Source organism: Caulobacter sp. (assembly GCF_039596335.1).
Lineage (GTDB): Bacteria > Pseudomonadota > Alphaproteobacteria > Caulobacterales > Caulobacteraceae > Caulobacter.
This window is the reverse complement of record NZ_JBCNJZ010000013.1, coordinates 1-21,265: the sequence shown is the minus strand read 5'-3', so window position 1 is coordinate 21,265 and position 21,265 is coordinate 1. Positions and strand designations below refer to the sequence as shown.

At 65.7% G+C, this 21,265-nt stretch carries 19 protein-coding genes and 1 pseudogene; 11 read left to right on the top strand and 9 right to left on the bottom strand.

Annotated elements, in window-relative coordinates:
* Positions 1 to 24: 24 nt before the first annotated feature.
* Positions 25 to 4,053, bottom strand: coding sequence for a hypothetical protein (locus ABDW31_RS22815; RefSeq protein ID WP_343699590.1), 4,029 nt, complete (start codon positions 4,051 to 4,053; stop codon positions 25 to 27).
* 203 nt (positions 4,054 to 4,256) lie between these two features.
* On the opposite strand from ABDW31_RS22815, the gene ABDW31_RS22810 reads away from it, so the two are divergent.
* The 3 genes from ABDW31_RS22810 to ABDW31_RS22800 are packed head-to-tail and all read left to right on the top strand — an operon-like array spanning position 4,257 to position 5,855.
* Positions 4,257 to 4,448 carry a hypothetical protein gene (locus ABDW31_RS22810; protein ID WP_343699589.1) on the top strand — a complete coding sequence of 64 codons (192 nt, stop codon included), beginning with the start codon at positions 4,257 to 4,259 and terminating at the stop codon, positions 4,446 to 4,448.
* The gene (locus ABDW31_RS22805; protein ID WP_343699588.1) at positions 4,445 to 5,362 is read left to right on the top strand and encodes a hypothetical protein; all 918 of its coding nucleotides are present in this window, start codon (positions 4,445 to 4,447) and stop codon (positions 5,360 to 5,362) included. Before ABDW31_RS22810 ends, ABDW31_RS22805 begins: the two co-directional genes overlap by 4 nt.
* Positions 5,355 to 5,855, top strand: coding sequence for a hypothetical protein (locus ABDW31_RS22800; protein WP_343699587.1), 501 nt, complete (start codon positions 5,355 to 5,357; stop codon positions 5,853 to 5,855). The genes ABDW31_RS22805 and ABDW31_RS22800 overlap by 8 nt, the downstream gene beginning before the upstream one ends.
* Before the next feature lie 57 nt (positions 5,856 to 5,912).
* Here the strand turns inward: ABDW31_RS22800 and ABDW31_RS22795 are convergent, their stop codons facing one another.
* Together ABDW31_RS22795 and ABDW31_RS22790 are read right to left on the bottom strand one after the other, a co-directional pair.
* Positions 5,913 to 6,683 (bottom strand): phosphatase PAP2 family protein, encoded by a 771-nt coding sequence (locus ABDW31_RS22795; protein WP_343699586.1) that lies wholly within the window; start codon positions 6,681 to 6,683, stop codon positions 5,913 to 5,915.
* 5 nt (positions 6,684 to 6,688) lie between these two features.
* On the bottom strand, positions 6,689 to 6,916 hold the full coding sequence (locus tag ABDW31_RS22790; protein ID WP_343699585.1) for a CsbD family protein: 228 nt from the start codon (positions 6,914 to 6,916) through the stop codon (positions 6,689 to 6,691).
* A 109-nt stretch (positions 6,917 to 7,025) separates the two neighbouring features.
* Here ABDW31_RS22790 and ABDW31_RS22785 point away from each other — a divergent pair, with 109 nt between their 5' ends.
* Positions 7,026 to 7,211 carry a DUF3008 family protein gene (locus tag ABDW31_RS22785; RefSeq protein WP_343699584.1) on the top strand — a complete coding sequence of 62 codons (186 nt, stop codon included), beginning with the start codon at positions 7,026 to 7,028 and terminating at the stop codon, positions 7,209 to 7,211.
* Positions 7,208 to 7,903, top strand: a complete 696-nt coding sequence (locus ABDW31_RS22780; protein WP_343699583.1) for an extensin family protein — start codon at positions 7,208 to 7,210, stop codon at positions 7,901 to 7,903. The genes ABDW31_RS22785 and ABDW31_RS22780 overlap by 4 nt, the downstream gene beginning before the upstream one ends.
* Before the next feature lie 5 nt (positions 7,904 to 7,908).
* Here the strand turns inward: ABDW31_RS22780 and ABDW31_RS22775 are convergent, their stop codons facing one another.
* From ABDW31_RS22775 to ABDW31_RS22765, 3 genes are all read right to left on the bottom strand, one after another.
* Positions 7,909 to 8,277: a VOC family protein gene (locus ABDW31_RS22775; RefSeq protein ID WP_343699582.1), complete on the bottom strand. Its 369-nt coding sequence runs from the start codon at positions 8,275 to 8,277 to the stop codon at positions 7,909 to 7,911.
* 1 nt (position 8,278) lies between these two features.
* Entirely contained in the window at positions 8,279 to 9,178 is a 900-nt protein-coding gene (locus tag ABDW31_RS22770; protein WP_343699581.1) for an SDR family oxidoreductase, read from the bottom strand.
* Between the two features lie 544 nt (positions 9,179 to 9,722).
* The gene (locus ABDW31_RS22765; protein WP_343699580.1) at positions 9,723 to 10,148 is read right to left on the bottom strand and encodes a helix-turn-helix domain-containing protein; all 426 of its coding nucleotides are present in this window, start codon (positions 10,146 to 10,148) and stop codon (positions 9,723 to 9,725) included.
* A gap of 149 nt (positions 10,149 to 10,297) precedes the next feature.
* On the opposite strand from ABDW31_RS22765, the gene ABDW31_RS22760 reads away from it, so the two are divergent.
* From ABDW31_RS22760 to ABDW31_RS22745, 4 genes are all read left to right on the top strand, one after another.
* Positions 10,298 to 10,477, top strand: a complete 180-nt coding sequence (locus ABDW31_RS22760) for a hypothetical protein (RefSeq protein WP_343699579.1) — start codon at positions 10,298 to 10,300, stop codon at positions 10,475 to 10,477.
* Between the two features lie 109 nt (positions 10,478 to 10,586).
* Positions 10,587 to 11,450: a hypothetical protein gene (locus tag ABDW31_RS22755; RefSeq protein WP_343699578.1), complete on the top strand. Its 864-nt coding sequence runs from the start codon at positions 10,587 to 10,589 to the stop codon at positions 11,448 to 11,450.
* A gap of 98 nt (positions 11,451 to 11,548) precedes the next feature.
* Positions 11,549 to 11,821, top strand: a complete 273-nt coding sequence (locus ABDW31_RS22750) for a hypothetical protein (RefSeq protein WP_343699577.1) — start codon at positions 11,549 to 11,551, stop codon at positions 11,819 to 11,821.
* A 101-nt stretch (positions 11,822 to 11,922) separates the two neighbouring features.
* Complete coding sequence (locus ABDW31_RS22745) at positions 11,923 to 12,249, top strand: hypothetical protein (protein WP_343699576.1); 327 nt, start codon at positions 11,923 to 11,925, stop codon at positions 12,247 to 12,249.
* 208 nt (positions 12,250 to 12,457) lie between these two features.
* Here ABDW31_RS22745 and ABDW31_RS22740 read toward each other — a convergent pair whose 3' ends face one another.
* Entirely contained in the window at positions 12,458 to 13,105 is a 648-nt protein-coding gene (locus tag ABDW31_RS22740; RefSeq protein WP_343699664.1) for a YoaK family protein, read from the bottom strand.
* 151 nt (positions 13,106 to 13,256) lie between these two features.
* Here ABDW31_RS22740 and ABDW31_RS22735 point away from each other — a divergent pair, with 151 nt between their 5' ends.
* On the top strand, positions 13,257 to 15,791 hold the full coding sequence (locus ABDW31_RS22735) for a PAS domain S-box protein (RefSeq protein ID WP_343699575.1): 2,535 nt from the start codon (positions 13,257 to 13,259) through the stop codon (positions 15,789 to 15,791).
* Positions 15,792 to 16,061: 270 nt separating this feature from the next.
* Here the strand turns inward: ABDW31_RS22735 and ABDW31_RS22730 are convergent, their stop codons facing one another.
* Entirely contained in the window at positions 16,062 to 16,436 is a 375-nt protein-coding gene (locus ABDW31_RS22730) for an AAA family ATPase (protein WP_143324247.1), read from the bottom strand.
* A 197-nt stretch (positions 16,437 to 16,633) separates the two neighbouring features.
* Positions 16,634 to 16,858 (bottom strand): annotated as a pseudogene (locus ABDW31_RS22725) (DDE-type integrase/transposase/recombinase); the annotation flags it as partial.
* A 371-nt stretch (positions 16,859 to 17,229) separates the two neighbouring features.
* On the opposite strand from ABDW31_RS22725, the gene ABDW31_RS22720 reads away from it, so the two are divergent.
* Positions 17,230 to 21,033 (top strand): TonB-dependent receptor, encoded by a 3,804-nt coding sequence (locus ABDW31_RS22720; protein ID WP_343699574.1) that lies wholly within the window; start codon positions 17,230 to 17,232, stop codon positions 21,031 to 21,033.
* Positions 21,034 to 21,265 lie beyond the last annotated feature (232 nt).

Genomic DNA, 21,265 nt, shown 5'->3' with positions numbered 1-21,265 from the left:
TCTTCCGCCCGACCCCGGAAAGCGTCACCAGTTGCGGCGCTCGGCCGCCTGGTCCTGACGGACCGCGTCCTGCTGATAGTGCTGGGCGATCCGCTCCAGCACCCTGCGCACGCGGGGCCACCGGGCCCCGGCCGCCTTGGCGTCGTCGCGATAGCGCTGCACGAGAACCCGCTCCTGGGCGCCGCCGTCGCCGGGCATACGCACGGTCATGCCCCGGCGATTGTAGACGCCCAGTTCAAAGCCGGTGTCCAGCTGATCGCTTCGGGTGCGCTCGAGCAACTGGCAGATCGCCGGCGGCGGCCAAGCCGCGGCTTCGGCCCGGGGGGCGCTGGCGAGCATGCGGCCGATGGTGGAATCGGCGACGCCGAGCCGACCGCAGACCTGGGCGTCATGTCGGACCGCTTCGACCCAAGTTTCGAGGGCGGCCGCGTCGATCGTCCCGGCGGCGTCGCGGCCGGGAATCGTCGAAAATTCGTCGAGCAGACGATAGGCCTGGTCGATGACGCCGGTCATCAACGCCGGCCCCTCGGGGGCTTCCTCCGTCACCCCGCTCTCGGCGCTGGGGAGGTAGGCGAACTTCAGCAGCTGCAAGAAGAACTCGGGGCTCTCGGCCATGGCCGCCTGCAGACGCCGCGGCGGCCGGTCCGAATGCTCCAGGAGTCCGCACCACTTCCATTCGAGGATGAAGAGGGCGCTCTGCGCCTCGGGCTGGTCGTCGAGATGCTTGAAGATGTCGACGACGCAGTCGCGGAAATCCAGAGCGTCGTTGTCGATGTCGCTCTGGCGATTGATCGGCACGGCCTGCTCGAGGAGCGCGATCAGGCGCGTCGACGTGATGGCTTGGCCCTTGTCGAGCCGATGCCCCGCAAAGCATACGGCGCTGGCGATGCGATCGGTCTCTATCAGTCGGTCGATCACCGCCTCGACCGCCACGTCCTCGGCAATGGCGTGGATCGTCATCGCCTTCCAGTAGGCCGTCGCCACGTCGGGTCCGGCGCGGTCGATCCGGGTCCAGCTCTCGGGATGCGCCGGCAAGGCCAGCGCCAGGCGCAGGGCGTAGTGCAGGGGGCGGGCGTCCGCGATCGCCCGGTCGAACCGTTCGGCGACGGCGCCAGCGTCACTCTGCGAGAGCCCGCTCAACAAGACAAGCGACAGATGGTCGGCATTGGGCTCAGACGAGTCCAGGACGCCCTCCAGGATCTCGGCGATCACCTCCGGCGACAGGGCCGCACGCCAGATCGCCCCGCCTACCGCATAGGTTTGCCGGGCCCGCAGGGCGAAGGCGACCAGGGCTTGGCTGCCGTCATGGGCGGCGATGTCACGCACGGCGCTGGCTTGAAGCGCTTCACCCTGGTCCCGAGCTTCCTGCCAGGAGAGACCCGGAGCGCGGTGACCGCGGCCGGACTCGAAGAGCCAGGCATGGCGGGCGGCCAAGTCCGCCGGCTCGAGGCGGGCGCGCAAGCCGTCCAGCTGGTCGACGTCCGCTGGCGGCATCGCCCATTCAGCCTCCGCAAAGCTGCGATGCTGAGCGACCAGGTCGCGGATTTTCTCACGCAAGGGGTCGCGGCCTTCACGGTCCGCAGCGCGATCGATGACCGCCGACAACGCGGCGGCCGCCCGTTCGCGCCATTCGGTTTCAAAATTGGCCCAGTGCTCCATCAAGTCTCGCCATCGCCCCAGGTCCTCGCCGACCGCATCGAGGAGCGCATCGCCGATCCAGCGATGCGCGTCCTGGACGATGGAGAAACTCAGGACCTCGGGGCGTTCAGGCGCGAAGTTTCGCCAGGTCGGCTTCGGACCGCACAAGGCGAAGCCGTGCCCCGTCGGCGCCAAGCCGCGCAGCAGCGCCCAACCGACTTGCGGGTGGCGTTCCAGAACCGTCAGCGTGACCTGGCGGCGATGGTCGGCGCTGGCGAAGGTCTGCGGGGTCCACGGCAGCAGGATCCGCTCCAGCGTGCCGAGGGGATGATTGGACTTGCGGTCGCTGCGGTCAAAGGCGTCGAGCTCCGCCAGACGCAAGGCCGCTTCGAGGAGATAGTCGGGGCTCCAGGCCAGGATCTCGAGCGCCCAAAGCAGGCCATGATGGAAGCGCCGCGTCGTATAGTTTCCGTCCGCGCTCTCGAACAACGGCGCGAGCGGACGGTCCTGACGCTGAATGGCCTCCTCGAGGCACTCCAAGAACACGCTGGGCGAGGCCTCGGCCAGCCGCTGAAAGTCCCCCTGCAGCGACCACCACAACACCGGCCCAGCCTCGGCGAGAAGGGTCCTGACGGCCCGGTCGGCGTGGGTCGAAAGCCCGGGAAACTGTCCGGCCGGATCGGGGAAGGCCCCCATGACGATCAGCGCCTCGGTCAAACCCCGGCGCACGAGGCCCGACACGGGCGCGTCCGCTGGGCGCGGCTCGCGAAAATACCAGTTGGTGTCCAGGCGCGACCCGAAGCCCGGATCCTCGCGCGACATCACGGTCTGGAAGAGGGCGGCGTGGCGGTCGAGATCTTCCTGGGTCAGGGTCGCGGCCAAGAGCTGCCAGGCGTCGAGGAGCGAGGCGAGTTTCCACACCTCGCCCGAGCGCCGGATCGGGCCGTCCAGGGTCGTGGCCAACGGCGCCAGCTCGGCGACGACGTCGCGATAGTCCATGCCCGCCAACTGGGCGAGGATAGCCCGGTCGGCGGGCCGGTCGTCGCACCAGGCGCCCACCAGCATCGCGGCGATCAGCGCCTTGGACGGTTTGGCGGCCCAGGCGGGGGCGCCGGTGGTGGTCCGCGGCATCAGACGCCGCAGGACCGTGAGGCTGCCGGCGGCCTGGGCGGCCAGGCCATGGGCCTTTTCGTCCGCGATCTCCGCGTCGATCAGGGCCCGCTCCAATTCATGACGCCCGAGGCGGGGAAGCCGGACCACCTCGCGGGGCGAGCCCACCTCAGAGCCGTACGCGACGAACACATGATGCCCATGCTCGACGAGGCGCTGGGCCAGGCCCGCATCGCCTCCATTCATGACCACGACCAGCTTGGCGCCGACGCCGACGAGGTCGCGGGCGACGTCATCGGTCTCGGCCACCACACAGCGGTTCAACCAGAACGACCTGAAGGGCTCCGGATAGGGGTCGATCGACGCGAAGAGAAACGCCATGGCCTCTCCGACCGCCTCGGCTTGGACCGAGCGGATCGATGCGGGCGCGGCGAGCCAGGCTTGGGTCGCGGCGGCTTCGCCGTCACGATCGACCAGCAGCAGTTCGGCCGGAAGCGGCGGGCGCGTGGCCTTCGACCATTCGTCGAACACCTCGGCCAGCTGACGCAGCCCTCCAGGTCGCCGTCCAATGCGTTCGGCCCAGCGCAGGCCGATGCCCGGCGTGGTCTCCAGCCAGTGAACGAGGTCTTCGGCGTCATAGGCCTTCACGTCGGCCCATTGGCCCTTCTCGGCCTGCGACTTTGCCCAGACGTCCTTGTCGGGCCAGCGCCGCGCGGTGACGAAGATGAAGGTCGCGCTGGCGCGATCGATCGCTCCGGGATTATCGGTGCGCTTGTCGTAGTCCGTCTGAGCCTTGTCCCACTTGTCGCGCTTCTGGGTCCCGAACTCCCAGGCCGTCTCGCCCGCCGGAACCCTGCCGCGCGCCTCGGCCGTCTTGGTCAAGCCGTCGACGCCGGGATGTTGCACGCCATCGCCGGACGGCATGCGGATATAGGCGGCCGGGCCGTAGGCCGCGAGGATCAGATCGCTGATGAGCTGCGGCAGGCGTTCCTGGCCGCCCGAGCGGCGCTCGGCCCATTGCGCAAGGTCGGTGCCGTCGATCCAACGCAACGCCGTTCCCGGTCCCGCGGCCGGGACCGCCGGAGCGTCCGCCTCGACCGCGCCGCCCGCCGGGAACCGCAGACCCTTGGCTTCGAAGACGGCGCGCAGCGACACCATCGTCGGGCCAGCGGACGCGCGGGCGTTCCGCTCGAAGTCGGCCACGGTGGAGGTGGCGAGTTGGGCGGCCTTGGCCAAATCCTGTTGCGACCAGCTCAGCAGGGCCCGCGCGGCGCGACACTGCGCAGAAGTCAGCTCGATAGCCATATCAAATATCTGGCCCTATTTTTAATAGGGCGATGGTCGGCGATTTTGAGGAATTTGTCAAGATTCCGCCAGGATGGGAGCGGGCAGGGTCTTCAGCGAACCGCGAGGCTCGTCCGAAGCGTTGTTGTGATCCCGGAGCCGGCGCACCACATTTACCGTTAAGCCGGGCCAAGCTATCGTGTGGACCGGAACGAGAGTCGAACATGGCGATCATCACCACTCGAGGCGAACAGGACCGCGTGCGGCGCATGGCCGAGAAGGTCGGCGGCTATTCGGAGCTGCTGCGCCTGGACGCCGAGAAGAAGGCGTTGGGCCCCAACGCTTCGCCCAAGATGGTCATGCGAAATGGCCGCCTGACCTATATCGACGCCGCTCCGCAAGCGAAAACCGGGTGAACCTAACGCTCGCCCTGCTCGCAGGGCTGTTTCTTCTTCTTCCGGGCCTGACGGCCTTGGCGGCGTGGAACGGGATGAGTCCGCGCCACGGCGCCCAACGTCCCGAATTGCCGCTCACGGCGGCCTCGACCCTGTTCGTGGTCCTCAGCGTCTCCCTGGTCGCCCATGTCGTCGGCGTCCTCATCGTCGACCTGATCTGCCTGGCCTCGATCGAGGCTGGGCGCCTGGATCCCAAGCACTGGCCCACAATCGTGACCTGGCCGACGCCGTTCGAGGCGGCGATCGCCATGCAGGGCAGTGACGGCAAGGCCGTCTCCGTGGGCGGCCTGGCGGTGCTGGTGAGCCAGACGGCCCTGGAGTGCCTGCTGGTCTTCTGGATCATCGCTGGACGCGGCTTCGACCTGCTCCTGGATCGCATGGACCTGCAGGCTCAGGGCTGGGTCTACAGCAACATCGTCCGCCCCCACCGTCACGGCCAGACGCCGATCGCCCATGTGCTGACGACCCTGACCGACGGCGCCCTGGGCGTGGGCTATTACGGGGTCGTCGAACACGCCCGCCAAAACGCCGACGGCGAGCTCAAGGTGCTCAGCCTCCGCCAACCCGAGGCCTTCGTCTATGAGCTGACCCCGAAGACGGGCGGCCGTACGCCAACGGCCGCCAAGGTGAAGATTCACGAGGGCCGGATCCTGCCGGGCGTGGTGGTTCTGGAAGCGGCCCGGATCCACAACATCGTCATCCGCTACCTCGCCGCCAGCCCCGCCGCCGAAATCGAACTGAACAAGGAGGTGGAGGCGGCCTTGGCCGAGGCCAAGAAGGAGGGTCAAGAGACCCGCGCCGCGCGCCGCCGCGAGAGCCGCAAGAGCAAGACGCCGACGCCTGCGGCGCCGAAACGGAGGCGCGGCGATGGATAGTCTCCGAAATGTCGTCCTGGTGTTTTGCGCCTTGGGCGTCGGCTGCCTCGCCCTCTTTAGTCTGGCGCATCTGATGGTGATGGCCGCCCTGAGACTCCGTCTCGTCGGCGCGATCTGGCTGGCCACGACCTTGTTCGTGATGGTGCTGGCGCTCTGGGCGATCGAGGCGCGCTTTGGCGCCGCCGCCGTCTGGTCGCCCCTGCTGTTTGCGCTGGCGATCGCCGCGCCCATCAGTCGCGAGCTGTCCGACTATCTGGCCTGGGAGCTCGATCGGGAAATCGCCAAGGGCGGTTGGCTAAAGCTCATCGATAGCGAAGGGCGAAAGGGCTATCGCGGCCACATCTACCGCGCGGCGGCCGCCCAGGCGCGGACCCGCTTCGAGGCCCAGGACGATCCTCGGGACCCCTGGCTGCTCCACTGGGCCGCAGCCCACCGGCCGTCTAGCAAGGCTGAGGAGCCCTTCAGCCCAGGGAAGACGGCTTCCAAGACCTAACCGGACCCGTTCGGACGAGCGCGCCAGACCTTGCAAACGCAAAGGCCGCGTCACCGCTCAGGCCCTGAGCCGCGATATCCCGGCAAGGCGCGGCCAGGACCTTCGCCAGGCGGCTGGATGACGGTGCGGCCGCCCCAGCGCTGTCGTCGTCCAGGCCTTGGTCGCCATCCATGAGCTGGCCGCCCAGAAGAGACCGCCGGCCCAGCCGCCGACCACGTCGTTGGCCCAATGGACGCCGAGATAGACCCGGGTGACCCCCGTCGCGGTCGCGGCCCCAACGCCGGCGGCGAGCGCATAGACCTTGAGACGCGCATCGCTGAGAGATCGGGCCACGACGGCGCCGATCGTCAGATAGGTCACCGCCGACAGCAGCGCGTGTCCGCTCGGGAAGCTATGGCTTTCGGCGGCGGCGACACGGTATTCACGCGGCGGACGGCCACGCGTGTAGACTCGCTTGAGGCCTTCGCTGAGCGCCAGGCCGCCGACGAAGGTCGCCGCCACCCAGGCCGCTTCGCGGCGCCGCCCGGCCAGCCACAGGCCACCGGACGCCAGCGCGGTGGCGCCGCCCACGACGGTCAGGCCGCCGAGCGCCGTCGTCTCCTCGGCCGCGCGCTGCAGCCATTTGGGGCCGACGGGATCCTTGGGGTCGCCATTGCGCCGCAGGGCCTTGAGCACCCGCCAGTCGCTGGCGCGGCCATCGGGTTCAGCCTGGTCGTCGGCGACCTCGGCGAAGAGCGCCGCCGCTCCGGCCATCAGGGCGACCGCGCCCAGGCCGATGGCCTCATGGTCAAAGGTCTCGGCGAGGCCCTTGGTCAACAGCTTGGCCATCCGCGCTACTTCTTGGCGTCCTTGACGGCGTCCTTCAACTCGCCCTGCTTGAGATTGCCGGCCACCTTGTCCTTCTTCCCCTCGGCCTTGAGGTCCTTGTCGCCGACCAGCTTGCCGGCGCCGGACTCGATCTTGCCGACCGTCTCCTGCTTGCGCCCGGCCTCCCGATCGCAGGCGGCGAGGCCGGCCAGGGCGGCGGCGAGGGCAAACGTCAGGACGCGGTTGGTGTTCATCGGCAAAGCTCCGTTCGTGAACCTCAACGTCTGTTCGCCCGTGTGGTTCGCGGTTTTGAAACAGGCGATCGCCAATCGCGTTGAACCTGAAAGGTCCAAGGAGGCTGCGATGCCCGCCAAGTCCGCCGCACAGCAGAAGGCCGCCGGCGCGGCCCTGTCCGCCAAGCGTGGCGACACGCCCAAGAGCAAGCTCAAGGGCGCGTCCAAGTCGATGATGTCGATGAGCGAGAAGCAACTCGAAGAGTTCGCCCACACCAAGCGCAAGGGCAAGCCTGAGCACGCCGCCAAGTCTTGAAGCCGATCTCGCGATCCGCTGTCGGCGCCCTGGCTCTGATTGTGGCTGGATGCCAGCCGCTTTCCAATCTCGGCTTCGATCGCAGGCCTGTCTATATCACCGAGCCCATCGACGGCTCGACACGCGGACGGCTGCTCTACGCGACCCAGGACCCACAGGCCTGCGCGGCTTGGTTGACGGCGGCGGGACTGAGCTTTCGTCCGGTGGCCGACCGGTCGGAGGGCGGATACTGCATCGTGACGGGCGCTGGGAATCTCATCGACGCGCCGCGCTCGAGCGACCCTCCGCTATCGCCGCCGCGCCCGATGATGGCCTGCGATCTTGCCGCCGCGGTCGCGCTCTGGCGTCGCCAGTCCGTCGAGCCGGCGGCGCGCGAACTTCTCGGCGCCGAGGTCCGACGCATAGATCATCTGGGGGTCTATGCCTGCCGCGGGGTGGGGGATCCGGTGACCGGGCGGCCGAGCGCCCATGCTCAGGCCAAGGCGATCGACATCGCCGGGTTCAGGCTGTCCAACGGCAAGCAAATCACCGTCGAGAGGGACTGGAGCGGCCAGGGAGCCGAGGCGAAGTTCCTGCGCCGGGTCCGGGACGACGGGTGCCGCCTGTTCGGCGTGATGCTCTCGCCCGACTACAACGCCGCCCACGCCAACCACCTGCACATGGAGATGGGGCGCGGCGGTCTCTGCAGCTGACGCCATCAGCCGGGCGCGTTCAGTTCGACCCGCACGCCGTTGGGATCGGTGACGTAGAGTTGTCGAAGCTCACCGCCGGGTGTGGTCTCGCTCTGGAAGGGGACGACGCGTTCACGAAGGCGCTTGGCGGCCGCGTCGATGTCGGCCACGCGTAACGCGAAGTGGTTGATCGACGCCACGCGCGAGGGCGCCTTATCTTGGTCGGTCTCGACGAGATGGACGACGTCATGCTCGCCGGCATAGAGCCAGGCGCCACCGAACTCGAAGGCCGGCCGCGGCCCGTCCCGCAAACCCAGGACCTCGGTGTAGAAGCTGCGGCTCTCATCGAGCCTGGAGGTCTTGATGGCCGCGTGGTCGATCCCGAGGATGAGCATCTCAAGCGATGCCCGCGCCGCCGGTCACGCCATAGACCTCGCCGGTGATGAAGCTGGCTTCCTGCGAGGCCAGGAGCACATAGACCGGCGCGATCTCCACCGGCTGGCCGGGCCGACCCAGTTGGCTGTGTTCGCCAAAGTGCTGGACCTTCTCCTGGGTCTGGCCGCCGCTGGGCTGCAGCGCGGTCCAGAACGGGCCCGGCGCGACGGCGTTGGCCCGCACGCCGACCTTGATCAACTGCTTGGCCAGGGCCTTGGTGAAGGCCACGATCCCGGCCTTGGTCGTGGCGTAGTCGAGAAGGTTTTCCGACGGCTCGTAGGCCTGCACCGACGCGGTGTTGATCACCGCCGCGCCGGGCTTCAAATGGGGCTTGGCCGCCTGGGTGATCCAGAACATCGCATAGAGATTGGTCTTGAGGGTCTGGTCGAACTGGGCGCTGTCGATCGCGCCGACGTCGGGCCGGCTGACCTGTTTGCCGGCGTTGTTGACCAGGATGTCGAGGCCGCCGAGTCCTTCGACCGCCTTGGCCACCAGGTCGCGGCAGAAGGCCTCGTCCTTGATGTCGCCAGGCAGGGCGACGGCCGTGCGGCCCTCGGCCTCGATCAGGGCGATCACCTCGCGCGCGTCGGTCTCCTCGCTGGGCAGGTAGCCGATGGCGACGTCAGCGCCCTCGCGGGCGAACGCGATCGCCGCGGCGCGGCCGATCCCGCTGTCGGCGCCGGTGATCAGCGCCTTGCGCCCCACGAGCCTGCCGCAGCCCTTGTAGCTTTCCTCGCCGTGGTCGGGCTGGGGATGCATCCGGGCCGCCAGGCCCGGCGTGGCCTGAGGCTGGGCCGGGAAGGGGGGCTTGGGATACTGCCCGCGCGGGTCCTGCATGCGTAGCCGATCATCCTGGCTCATCGAAGGTCTCCAACGGATTGAAACACCAACGGGGCGCCGGGGTCTGTGTTCCGCGAGCGAGTTGTGTGTCGCGCTGATCGCCCCAGGCGGTGTTAAGCGCGACAATAAAGAAGGGGCTCAATATGGGCGCCTTGCCCCTCAGGCTTCGACCACAGCGCAGATATCCTGAAATGCTCCCCAATTGTCTGGAGCGATCGGTCTTGCGTCGCCTTACCTGCGGCGTCGTCCCGATCATCATCTTCCTATGTCTGCTCTACGCTCGTCTTCGAATGTTCGACCTCGGTCTTTGTCGGCTCAGCTGGGACTTGCCGCCATGGACGATCAGCCGGGAGCTGGCGGCGACGACACCGCGTTGCTGCTGCGCGCCCAGCGGGGCCCGTCTCGCAGAACCTTTATGGTGTCGTGTTCAAGCGATCCGCCCAACACCCTGTCGGCGGGCTACAATGCCGTCGTCCGAAAGCCGCTGACGGCGGAGGCCGCGGCCAAGGTCCTGGAGAGGCCCTGGCGTTTCCAACGCTTCGCCAAGCGCGCTGAGCGCTCGCGTCTAGCCGCGGCGCTTCCGATGAGACACGACCTCGTGGAATTTCAACGCCAGGCGCTCGATCTCCTCCCGCGCCGGGGTCAAGGCCCGATAGGCCTCGGCGGTGAAAGCCGGCCCCTGCGGCGTCTGGACGATCCAGCCCGCCTTGGTCAGCGAGGCCAGCTTGCGCCGTACGGTTTCACGCGGCACGCCGGTGGAATCGGCGATGGACCGGATATTCAGGCCAAGGGTCGGGAAGGGCGCTTGGACGGCCGCGTTCCGGTCCGCCTCGTTGAGCGTCCGAAAGTCCGGGTGGCCGACCGTGCGCTCGGTGATCGCCAGGAGGATGATGTGCAGTTCCAGATCACCGCCCCCGGCCGTTCGAAGCGCCTGCAGAAGACGCAGGAGCGGCGAGACCAACTCATCGGCGAGGGGAACGTCGTCTGTCATCCAACGGCAGCCTCACACCTTCGCCGTGGCTCGACAATCGACAATCCGATCGCTGGCTTGAACAGCGACAATGCCGACAGGGCCCAAACTGGGCCACAAGCGGAGCCTGCTCTAATCCAACTACGGTAGAGCTACGTCTGGAGGGCCCCGTGACAGTCTTCACTTTCATCTGCCTGACGGGCAGCGGCGCAACGACCGTCATGGACATCCAGGCGATGGCGGCGACGTCCTGCCGCGAGCACGCCCAGGATCTGCTGCGACGCCATGCCAGCGCGATGGTCGTTGAGATCTGGAGCGACGACGTCATGGTCGATCGCGTCGAACGCTAGACCCCGAACGCCGGCGAGGACCCAACCCGGGCGGCGATCGTGGGATGGCGCCGCGCGCGCCGTTAAGCCCTGTCGACACCCGGAGGGATTATCGCGCAACCTAGCCCGTATGGATCACCAACCTGTCCCCCCAGGTTCACCGGCCCTGGAGCATTGGGCCGCGCCGCTAACGAAAGTCGGCTGGTTCATTCCGCCCTTCGTCCAGATGGGCGCGATCGACAGCGTCGTGAAGGCGGTGATGACGCAGCCCGCGTTCGGGCAGGATGATCTTGAGCGGGAACTGGCTCCGCTCTATCGGCCGATCAGTTTGGCGGCCATGGTTCGCTTGCGCCATGCGCAGGCCGCGGTGATCGAGGAGTACGCCGTCACAATCGAAGAGGCGATCGAAGCTCATATCTTGGGCCTAGACCATGTGGCCGTCGCCGGTCTGGTTCCGGTGATCGAGGGCGCGGCGCGGCGTCTAGCCACCCGCCACGGTGTGGCGTCATCGGGTCAGTTGAAACCGGTGTTGCGCGGCCTGATCGACGCCTGCAAATCCCATGCGGTCACCCGTCAGCTTGGGGCTGTCGGCGAAGTCCTGAGCATGCTGGAGAGTTTTCGGGGGTTCCTCGAAACCTATCTCTACGCGCACTCCGAAACCTACCCCTTGGCCGATCGAACCAATCGACACGGCATCGCCCACGGCGCCTACGCCGATCGAGACTACGGTCGCCCCTTGAACTTCTACAAGACCATCGCCGCGGTCGATTTCCTGACCTTCGTCTCGACCTTCATCGGGGGCGGATCCTGGTTCGCGCCGGCCTTCACGCCCCGCACGCTCTTCCTGGCGCGCGACTGGCTCGAGCAGCGCGTGGCCCGGGACGTGCGGCTCGGCCGCACCACGCCGAAGGGCCTGATGATCGAATTGGCGGAACTGCGGGCGGCGGCGCCGGACCTGAGCGGCCAACCTCTCGATGAAGCGCTGCAACTGTAGTTCATGCGCTTGGCGGCACGGCCTGCGTGTCCTGAATCTGTCGACAAGCGGACGGAAAGTATAATCTGACAGGCTAGAATTGACGGGTCGAGGGACCCATGGCGACCTTTACCTTCATATGTCTGCTGCCCACCGGCGGCTCCGCCGCCTTGGACATGCAGGTTCTGGAAAGCGGCGATGTGCGGAAGCATGCACGGTTGCTCTTGCAAGAACACAGCAGCGCGTCAGCCGTCGAGATCTGGCGCGGTGAGGAGTTCATCGAGGCTGTGGCGCGCCCCGCCGCGGGTTGGATGAACGAGGCGCCGACGACGGCCGCGGGACGTTCACCGGCTCACGGCGCGGACCGTGTCGACCCGTCTGCGGCGAGATGAACCAACGATAACGGCGGCGTCCGCAACGGTTCAGGCGCGTTGTCCTATCCCATGCTCCGAGGCGCCCAATACCGCCCCGCGAAGAAGGAAAGGCCATCGCCATGAAACGACTGATGTTGTCCCTGACCGCTCTGGCGGCCGTCGTCGCCACCCCGCTCGCCAGCCAGGCCGCGCCGTGGCAGTCGGTGAACCAGCGCCAGGCCGCGCTCGAACAGCGCATCGACCAGGGCGTACGCAGCGGCGCCTTGACGCGCGCCGAAAGCCAACGCCTGCGCTCGGATTTGCGAGCGCTTGCTCAACTTGAGACCAAGTACCGACGCTCCAATGGCCTTTCGGCCCGTGAGCGCGCCGATCTCGACAATCGCTTCGACCGGCTGAGCCGCCAGATCCGGGTCCAGAAGAACGATCACGACGCCCGCCGTCACTAGATGGCCGTCCGCCGGCGAAGCCTCCCAAGGGGCGCTTCGCCGGCCAACGCCCTGGTCACAGCCGCCAGGGCTGCGTTCGCTCAAGGTTGGAATCGTCGGACGCTACCGGCGTCGCCAGGGGAGGGGAGCACAAGCCAGGCAATCGACCTGGCCGCCGGCCTCATGGACGAGGCGGCAAATCATCCGCACGGCCAGACTGTCGCCGCCGCTATTGAGGACCGGGCGGGTTCGGGACGGGCTTGGTGACCATAGCGAGCCCCGCGGCCACGCCGGCCGCCACCCAAAGGCCTCCCAGTCCCAGGTGGGGATAGATGCATGCGCCGGCCAGGGCGCCGAGGACCAGGCCTGCCCACAGCAAAGCGTAGGGCGACCAATCCCAACGAGGGCCGCCGACCAGCGCCTGGGCGAGCCGCTGGCCGATCTTGACCAGCGCGCCAGTCATGTAGGTCAATCCAATCCGCGTCTCGCCATCCTCCTCGAAGACGGCGTTTTCCGCCCCCATCGCCAAGCCCATGGCGGCTATGGCCGCGCGCACCACGCCGGCCGCGTCAAGCGCCCCGGCCATGACCAGCAAGATCGCGACAAGGGCGAGGACCGCGCGACGTCGAGCGTTCCCCGCCACACGGCCGGTCAAGGATCCCAGGACAACGCCGGTAACGAAGGTCGCGATCAAGAGACCCGCGGTGACGGCCGTCGCGCCGCCTTGAGCCAGACCAACGCCTAGGCGGGTGGAATTGCCGCTCATGAAAGACAGGAAAAAGCCGCCCAGATGAAGAAATCCCAGGGCGTCGACATAGCCGGCGAGCGCGGCGAGGCAGGCGGCGAGAAGGCGTTCGCGGTTATCGAAGCGAGACATGGCCAACCGTAGAACCGCAAAGCGTCACCTGACCAGCGGTCGTCTGATGACACGCGCAGGTGGCTGAGCCAAAACATGTCGGGCAGGATCAAGGCGCGGCCGGCGGAGCCAGGCGCCAAAATCCGGCTTCGACACAGCCGCAAGGGAAACGATGGACCAGGACAACCCCATCGCCGAGGCCGCGCTCACGGTCATGGACGCGATGCTGGACGCGGTCGTGGCGATCGACGCCGACGGCGTCATCCTGGCCTGGAACGGATCGGCCGAGCGCATCTTCGGATGGACCCGCCAGGCCGTGCTCGGAACGTCGTTGAGCGAATTGATCATCCCGCCGCAGCATCGGCAGGCTCATCGGGATGGAATGAGCCGCTACAAGGCCACGGGCGACGCCAGCGTGCTCAACCGCCGCATCGAGATTTCCGCGCTGGACCGACAGGGCCGGGAATTTCCGGTCGAGCTGTCGATCATCGAAACGCCCAGCGGGCCGGCTGCCTTTATCGCCTTCCTGCGCGACATCAGCGACCGCCGGCGCGCCCAGGAACGGCTCGTGCTGAGCGAGGAGTCGCTTCGGCTGACCACCGACGCCGCCGAGATCGGCACCTGGGACCTTGACCTGGTCACCGACGTCCTGACCTGGTCGGATCGCACCAAGGCCATGTTCGGCTTTCCCGCCGATGCGATCTGCAGTCTGGAAGACTTCTATGCCGGTCTGCACCCGGACGATAGGGCGGCCACCAGCCTGGCGTTCGCGCGCGCCCTGAATCCGGCCGAGCGCGCCGTCTACGACGTGCAGTATCGTACGATCGGCAAGACGGACGGGGTCGTGCGTTGGGTGGCCGCCAAGGGCAAGGGCCTGTTCGACGCCGAAGGGCGGTGCGTTCGGGCGGTGGGCACGGCGATCGACATCACGGCCCGCAAACTGGCTGATGCGCGCCATGCCTTCATGCTCGAACTGAGCGATCTGCTGCGCGGCGTCGACACCGACGAGGCGCTCCAGGCCGCCAGCGCGCTGATGGGGCGCTATTTTGGCGTCTCCCGTGTCGGATATGGCCAGCTCGATCCGGCCGAAGACATGTTCGACTACACGATCTGCTGGACCGATGGTGTCGCGCCGCCCTTGCTGGGCCGCTTTCCGGCCGCCGCCTTCGGTCGCAAGATCGTCGCCAAGCTCGGGGCTGGCGAAACCGTCGTGGTCGATGATCTCTTCGAGGATCCGATCAGCGACGAAACAGAAACGCGCCAGACGGCCTCGAGTGTCGACACCCGCGCCATCCTGGTCGTGCCGTTGCTGCGCGCCGGCCGGCTGCGGACGATCGTCTATCTCAACGATCGGCCCGCGCGGCGCTGGACCCACGACGAGATCGCCTTCATGCAGGAGGTCGCCGAGCGAACCCGACAGGTCATCGAACGCGGCGAGGCCGAGGCGGCGCTGCGCGCCCTCAACGCCACGCTCGAAGCGCGGGTCGAGGCGCGCACGCGGGAGCTACGCTCGACCGAAGAGGCGCTTCGCCAATCCCAGAAGATGGAAGCGATCGGGCAACTGACCGGCGGGATCGCCCACGACTTCAACAATCTCCTGCAGGGCATTTCCGGCAGCCTTGGCCTTATGCAACGACGGCTGAACGAAGGGCGTATCGCCGACCTCGAACGCTATCTCGCCGCAGCCCTGGCTTCGGCCGACCGCGCTGCGGCGCTGACCCATCGACTCTTGGCGTTCTCCCGTCGCCAGCCGCTCGATCCGCGTACGGTTCGTCCAGCCCCCTTGATCGCTTCGATGGAGGAGCTTCTGCGTCGAACGCTCGGCGAGGCCATAGCGCTCGACCTGGTATTGCCCGACGATCTCTGGGTCATCCAGTGCGATCCGAACCAGCTCGAGAACGCGGTCCTCAACTTGGCGATCAATGCGCGTGACGCCATGCCCGAAGGCGGCCAGCTGACCATCGAGACCGCAAATGTCGAGGTCGACACGCTGCGAGCGTCGATGGGCCATGAGCTTCGTGCGGGCCAATATGTCCGCATCCGCGTTCGTGACACCGGCGTGGGCATGGATGAGGAGACCATCGCTCACGCCTTCGAGCCCTTCTTCACGACCAAGCCGACCGGGCAGGGGACGGGGCTGGGTCTGTCGATGATCTATGGCTTCGCCCGCCAGTCGGGGGGCCATGCCAGGATCGAGAGCGCGCCGGGCGAAGGCGCGACCTTCGAGCTTTATCTGCCGCGATCGGAAAGCAGTCTGACCGAAGAGGACACGCCGTCGCTGTTGGTCGAGCCGCCAAGCACCAACGACGGTGAAACGGTGCTGGTGGTCGAGGACGAGCCGGTCGTCCGGTCTCTGATCATCGAGGCGCTGTACGAGCTGGGTTATGCCGCGCTTGAAGCCCACGACGGACCATCCGGCCTTGAGATCCTGCAGTCCAGCCGACCGGTCGATCTGCTGATTACCGACATCGGCCTGCCCGGGCTCAATGGACGCCAGATCGCCGAGGCCGCGCGCCTGCAGCGCCCTGACTTGAAGGTGCTGTTCATGACCGGCTACGCCGAAGCCGCGGCAAGTGCTTCCGGCTTCTTGGCGCCGGGCATGGCGATGATCACCAAGCCCTTCGCCATGGACGTGCTGGCCGGGCGTATCCGTGACCTGATCGAAGGGCGCTTGGGTCAGGTAGAGGGCGCAGACAGCCCCGACTAGATCCGGGCCGGATTCGCACCAGCATCCCGCAGTCCGCAGCCGTCGGCTCGCCGACGACTTTGGCGGTCGGTCCCCACGATCTCGGCCACGGGTGACCGGCTTCACGAGGAATTGTGGGGGAAGGCGGAGCTTCAAGCCCTGCGCCGCAGGACGGTCATCCTTCCGATCACTGTCCGGTCGTGGCTTCGCTGAAATAGCCGGCGGCTAATAGGGCTCACCTCAAGGTTTGTGCGCTAAAAGGCGCTTAAAAGTACGAACCATGATCACGACCTATGCGGCGCGGTAGAGCCGGTCAGCCGGGTCGTTCAGGCGCTTGAGCGCGGTCAAGGTTTTGGGATGCAGGCCGTGGGCGTCGTCGATGAACAGCGCCACCGGCTTCTTGGCCTTGCGAAACAGCTCCTGGAGATCACGTTCACGCCGCTCGCTCTGGCGCGAGATCACCACGCCCTTGTCGGACGACAGATCGTAAAACAAGGCCGAGATCAGGAGCGGTACGGTAATCTTGACCTTGTCGACCGTCAGGGAGCGGGAGACGATCACACGCCCTTCGCGTTCGAGATCGGCCCGCAGCCGGCGCGATAGCACCGTCTTGCCCGACCCGATGACGGCGGCGCGCCAGATGAAGATCGGTCGCCCACCGATCATGGCGACGGCCTCATCGATGCCATCGGCCGGTCATGGCCGGAAGACGCCGCCGTACGCTCGAACGGTAGACTGGCGCTAACCCAGCGATCCCGCGCCACTCCCGACAGATGAACTGAACCGCGCCGGGTTTGCCGGAGGCCGGATGGTTTTAGTCACGCCGCCATAGCGGACGGCGTGAGCGCGGCATAGTAGGCGGCTTCGGCCAGCCGCTCTGTGTACTTGATTGCTGACGTATTGCGAGCCGTGGTCGGAGGAATGCGCCAGGCCGACGTGATGCCGCGGGCGCCGCTCATGCAGGGCCTCCTCCAGGGCGTCGAGAAGCTGGCTCGGGCGGTGCGGCTGACGCGCCAGCCGACGATGCGCCGGGCGTAGGCGTCGATGTCGAAGGCCAGGTAGACGAAGCTCGCCCAGGTGGCGAGGTAGGCGATCGCCCTCGTGGTCCAGCACCGTCCGCACCGCGCGCTCGCGCACCTCAGGCGAAAACTTGTTCGTCGTCTTGACGCTCATAATGGCCTCTATCTCTCGGGAGTTGGGGCCTGCGACAAACCCGGCGCGGTTCAGTCCGGCGACACCGAAGAGACGTTTTACCCTTTGCCTGAACGCACCCAGCCGCAAAACGAAGCTCGCACGCATAGCAAGTTGCCAAGTGTTGACAGTGAACTCGCATGTGACTACCGATTGTCAACAATTGACTACGCGTCGATGCGGGCCGTGCCGAGCGAGGCTTTTTGGCCCAGTAGCGCGCTGTGCCATCAAGTCCGGCATACCGGATCAAAGAGGGGAGAAACGGGAAGTGGCAAGGAACACTAAGCGGCTGTTTTGCTCGACCGCGCTCGTCGCGATCGGCGCCTGTCTGCTTTCGGGGGCGGCGTCGGCGCAAACGGCTCAGCCAAGCCAGACGAAAGACAACGCTGGCGATACCGTCGTCGACGAAATCGTCGTGACCGGCATTCGTGGCAGCATCGTCAAGTCAATCAACGACAAGCGCAAATCGGGTAAGATCGTCGACACCGTGAACGCCGAAGATATCGGCAAGACGACGGACCAAAATATCGCCGATGCGCTGAATCGCATATCGGGCGTTAGCACCAGCACCAACGACGGTCAGGGCAGTTTCGTATCGGTGCGCGGCGCGAATGCCGACCAGACCGTCGTCACCATGAACGGCGTAACCCTAGGGTCGACCGGATTTTCGCAGGGCGTGGACCTGTCGGCCTACTCGGCAGCCATTCTGTCCAAGGTCGAGGTCGTCAAGACCCCCTCCGCCGACGACGAAGAAGGGTCCCTGGCTGCGGTGGTCAACCTGATCACGCGCAAGCCGCTCGACGTAAAGGAGAACATCCGTACGTTCTCGGCCCAGGGGCGCTATAACGCCCTCTCCAAGGACTTCGATCACCGTCTAACTGGAACTTTCTCGCAGAAATTATTCGACGACAGGTTCGGCGTACTCTTCACCGTGTACGACGAAGCCAACAAGGTTCAGCGCGAACAGCAGAGCTTTGAAAACTACAACGTCTTCCAAACCAATGCTTATACCGATCAGAACGGCAAAGCCTACGTGAACAACTGGGCCTTCCAGAAGGACGCCCAGAACGCGCTGCTTCACAATCGCGCCAACGCCTTCGCAGGAGCCCAGTCGGTCGACACCGGCGCGTGCGCCACCTTCGCGACCAACGCCACGCCCTGCGTCTATCGCCCGATCGCCTACGGCCTGGCGCCAGAAACGGCGGCCTACGAGTATTTGCAGAACAACTACACGCGCACAGGCGTGGATGGCTCGGTGCAATTTGAGTTTACGCCGCGCAACCGACTGACGCTTTCGGGCACATACAACAAGCAGAAGTTCCGCAGCCGGAACAGCGCCGTCTTCGTCAGCACCCAGCGCTTCCCAGGGGTGATCGACAATGTCGACCATCCCAATCTCGGGTTGGGCGCGCCCTTCCGTGATCGCACGATCGCCTATGACGCCTCACCGATCAGCTATGGTGGCACTGTCCAAAACTTTGGTGATCCCGTCACCAATCCGACGCTGAACGATTCCCTGATGTGGACCGACCCGGTTCAAAAGTGGGTCACACTCGACACCAAAACGCGGACCTTTACGCAGTACCGCAATCGCTTCGAAACCGGCGGCACACGAGAATCGATCAACAACTACGACTCGACCAACCTTCTGTTCAGCGGCGAATTCGAGTCGCGGCTCACCGACAAACTTCGCTTTGTTGCGGGGGCCTCTTACGCCAAGTCTAAGCAAGACCCCAAGGATCAAATCTACATGATCGCCAACCGGGTGCGAACGGTCGGCCCTTGGAACCTGCACCAGGTTCCCGCCGACGCGCTTGTCCCGGCGGGTTACGATTGTTCCTCTGGGGCCTGTGCGCTGGTCGGCGGGGCGACCACGCCGTTCCTCGGCAAGGTGATCGACCCCGTCGCCAGCCAGGATGACCTTTGGGACAATATTGGTCGGACCGGCTTCAATCCGGATGACCTTCCGTCTCACACGCTGAGCTACATCTCGACGGGCTTCACCAAGGTCGCGGACGAGCAGAAAGTGGCTTTCGCCGACTTCGATTGGGACACCGATTTCGCGGGCATCAGAAGCATTGAGTTTGGTGGAAAGTACACCAAGCGCAGCAAGTTCGTGGACCAGCAGACGGGGACGCCGCGCGCCAGTAAAGAATTCATTCAGGTCATCAGCCCCTTCACCGGCCAGACGATCGTCCTGGATCCTCAAGCGCTCAACCTGATTTCAGCCTCGGTGTTTTCACAAGGGCCGTTGCCGACCAATAGCTTTGGCGAGGGCATCGGCCTTCCGCGCGACAATATTACGGACGGCTGGCAGACCTTCGACCCGGTGAAGGCCTTGGCGGCCGTCGCCCAGGGTAGTCGTGATTTTACACTGGACCGCACCCAGACACGGGGCGCCGATTTCGCGAACTTCTCAGGCTATCTCAAATTCAACTTTTCCTATTTTGACGACCGACTGCGCGGCGACATCGGCGTGCGCCACGTGCGAACCAAGGTGAACACCTCCGGGTTTGCTGGGGCGATCTTCGCCTTTGATACGCAAGGCGCCGGTCGCGTCATCGATCCGATCGCTTTGGCGAATATTCGAAACGCCAATCCCAACAATCCGTGTCCGGTGCTGTCTGAGACACCCTCTCCGGTCGGCCTTGGTCCTTCGTCGCAGTTTTGGACGAACGCACTTGGCGACGGTAATGCCAACGACGCCCTCAACTACAATCTGACGGCCTACCAGCAGCGCAACCGTGAGGCCCGCGTGGATGGACTTGGTCGGTCGGCGGCCGTGCCGGGCGGTGTTTGCTATGATCCCCTTCTGCAGCCCGGAGCCCTGCCCAATACGTTCCGCGAGCGCTATCTGGTTCGCTACAGCGACATCTCAACCGAACAGTTCGGCACGCAATTCTTCTCAGGTCTTGCTGACCACAGCCGCGCGTCGATCGCTGCAACGGACGAATACAAGTACAATGTCTGGCTTCCGAACCTCAATCTGAGCTTCATCGTAAACAACGAGATGGTCGCGCGGGCTTCCGCTTATCGGACCATGTCCCGTCCGCCGATCGACGACCTGAGGGCAGGCTTCCGAGCCACCGAGGGCAATATCTTCGAAGGCACGACGGCCTTCCGGCCAGGCTCGACGGTCAATCTCTACTCGGCCAAGGTCAAGCCGCTCGTGGCTGACAACTTCGATGTCGCGTTCGAGTGGTACTTCAAGCCCGAATCCCTTGTGTCGATCAACGTTTTCTACAAGAATATCAATAACCTGATCGAAACCGCCGATAGCCGTTGGTACATCGGCGATCTTCGAAACATCGCGGCCGACCCGGCCAAGGCCAGCTTCGACGGCGTCAATCTCGTCGACTCGACAGGAACGAGCGTACCCTTGCTACTGACGAATTCGGGTGGTCAGGCCCAGCCGGACATCAACAGCTGTATGCCCCGGCGCATTCAGGGCGAAGGCACGATCGTCACTGCGGAAAGCTGGCTGTTCAGTAACGACGGCCGCCTACTCTGCGATGAGTACAACGTCACCCGTCGCGTCAACGCCGGCAAGGCCACGGTTCGTGGCGTGGAACTTCAGTTCATTCACAATTTCCGCTCGTTGCCGGGAATCCTGCAGTACCTGGGCGTTGCGGCGAACTACACCTATCAGAAGGGGGAGTATGAGGACTCGCGCTTCCCGATCGCCGGTACGCCTCGCCACTCCTATAACGCTACGGGTTATTGGCAGAAAGGCGGCAACCAGTTGCGCCTGGCCTATTCGGGTAATAGCGACTCGCTGCTGCAGCGCTCGTTTGCGGGTGGCGCGCTCTGGCAGGAGGGCCGTGACGTTCTCGACTTCTCGGCCTCCTTCCAGATCACGCGGCGAATGAGCTTCACGTTCGATGCCCAGAACATCACCGACTCTCCGGTGCGGAGCTACTTCACGAGCCGGATTATCCGCCTCCCCGACGCCACCGGCGCCTTCGTAAACTTCGACGAAGGCACGATTTTCGACGGTGCGACCAAGAGCAGGACGATCCAGAAGTACAACACCGGAACGAACTTCCGCGCTGGTGTGCGTCTGAGCTTCTGACGGTTGCGATCCTGATCTACTTGATGGCCGCGCGCCGCAGATCCTCAGTGATTTGCGGCGCGTTGCTGCTTATTAGCGGCGCCGCAGCGTCGTGACGTGATTAGCTGTAGCGGCGCGCAATAGTGAACGGCTCGACGCGAGATACAAGGCGTGTTTCGACGCATATTAGCTGAGACGTCTGTGCCTACTCGGCGCACATTGTGTGAGACTGAAACCACAATGGTTGAGACCG

What these genes read in the sequence shown, in the direction of transcription:
- ABDW31_RS22795 (WP_343699586.1), bottom strand. Translation starts at nt 6,683, where the DNA reads ATGGCCAAGCTGTTGACCAAGGGCCTCGCCGAGACCTTTGACCATGAG.
- ABDW31_RS22740 (WP_343699664.1), bottom strand. Translation starts at nt 13,105, where the DNA reads ATGTCTCGCTTCGATAACCGCGAACGCCTTCTCGCCGCCTGCCTCGCC.
- ABDW31_RS22770 (WP_343699581.1), bottom strand. Translation starts at nt 9,178, where the DNA reads ATGAGCCAGGATGATCGGCTACGCATGCAGGACCCGCGCGGGCAGTAT.
- ABDW31_RS22735 (WP_343699575.1), top strand. Translation starts at nt 13,257, where the DNA reads ATGGACCAGGACAACCCCATCGCCGAGGCCGCGCTCACGGTCATGGAC.
- ABDW31_RS22800 (WP_343699587.1), top strand. Translation starts at nt 5,355, where the DNA reads ATGGATAGTCTCCGAAATGTCGTCCTGGTGTTTTGCGCCTTGGGCGTC.
- ABDW31_RS22730 (WP_143324247.1), bottom strand. Translation starts at nt 16,436, where the DNA reads ATGATCGGTGGGCGACCGATCTTCATCTGGCGCGCCGCCGTCATCGGG.
- ABDW31_RS22810 (WP_343699589.1), top strand. Translation starts at nt 4,257, where the DNA reads ATGGCGATCATCACCACTCGAGGCGAACAGGACCGCGTGCGGCGCATG.
- ABDW31_RS22745 (WP_343699576.1), top strand. Translation starts at nt 11,923, where the DNA reads ATGAAACGACTGATGTTGTCCCTGACCGCTCTGGCGGCCGTCGTCGCC.
- ABDW31_RS22815 (WP_343699590.1), bottom strand. Translation starts at nt 4,053, where the DNA reads ATGGCTATCGAGCTGACTTCTGCGCAGTGTCGCGCCGCGCGGGCCCTG.
- ABDW31_RS22785 (WP_343699584.1), top strand. Translation starts at nt 7,026, where the DNA reads ATGCCCGCCAAGTCCGCCGCACAGCAGAAGGCCGCCGGCGCGGCCCTG.
- ABDW31_RS22750 (WP_343699577.1), top strand. Translation starts at nt 11,549, where the DNA reads ATGGCGACCTTTACCTTCATATGTCTGCTGCCCACCGGCGGCTCCGCC.
- ABDW31_RS22755 (WP_343699578.1), top strand. Translation starts at nt 10,587, where the DNA reads ATGGATCACCAACCTGTCCCCCCAGGTTCACCGGCCCTGGAGCATTGG.
- ABDW31_RS22765 (WP_343699580.1), bottom strand. Translation starts at nt 10,148, where the DNA reads ATGACAGACGACGTTCCCCTCGCCGATGAGTTGGTCTCGCCGCTCCTG.
- ABDW31_RS22775 (WP_343699582.1), bottom strand. Translation starts at nt 8,277, where the DNA reads ATGCTCATCCTCGGGATCGACCACGCGGCCATCAAGACCTCCAGGCTC.
- ABDW31_RS22790 (WP_343699585.1), bottom strand. Translation starts at nt 6,916, where the DNA reads ATGAACACCAACCGCGTCCTGACGTTTGCCCTCGCCGCCGCCCTGGCC.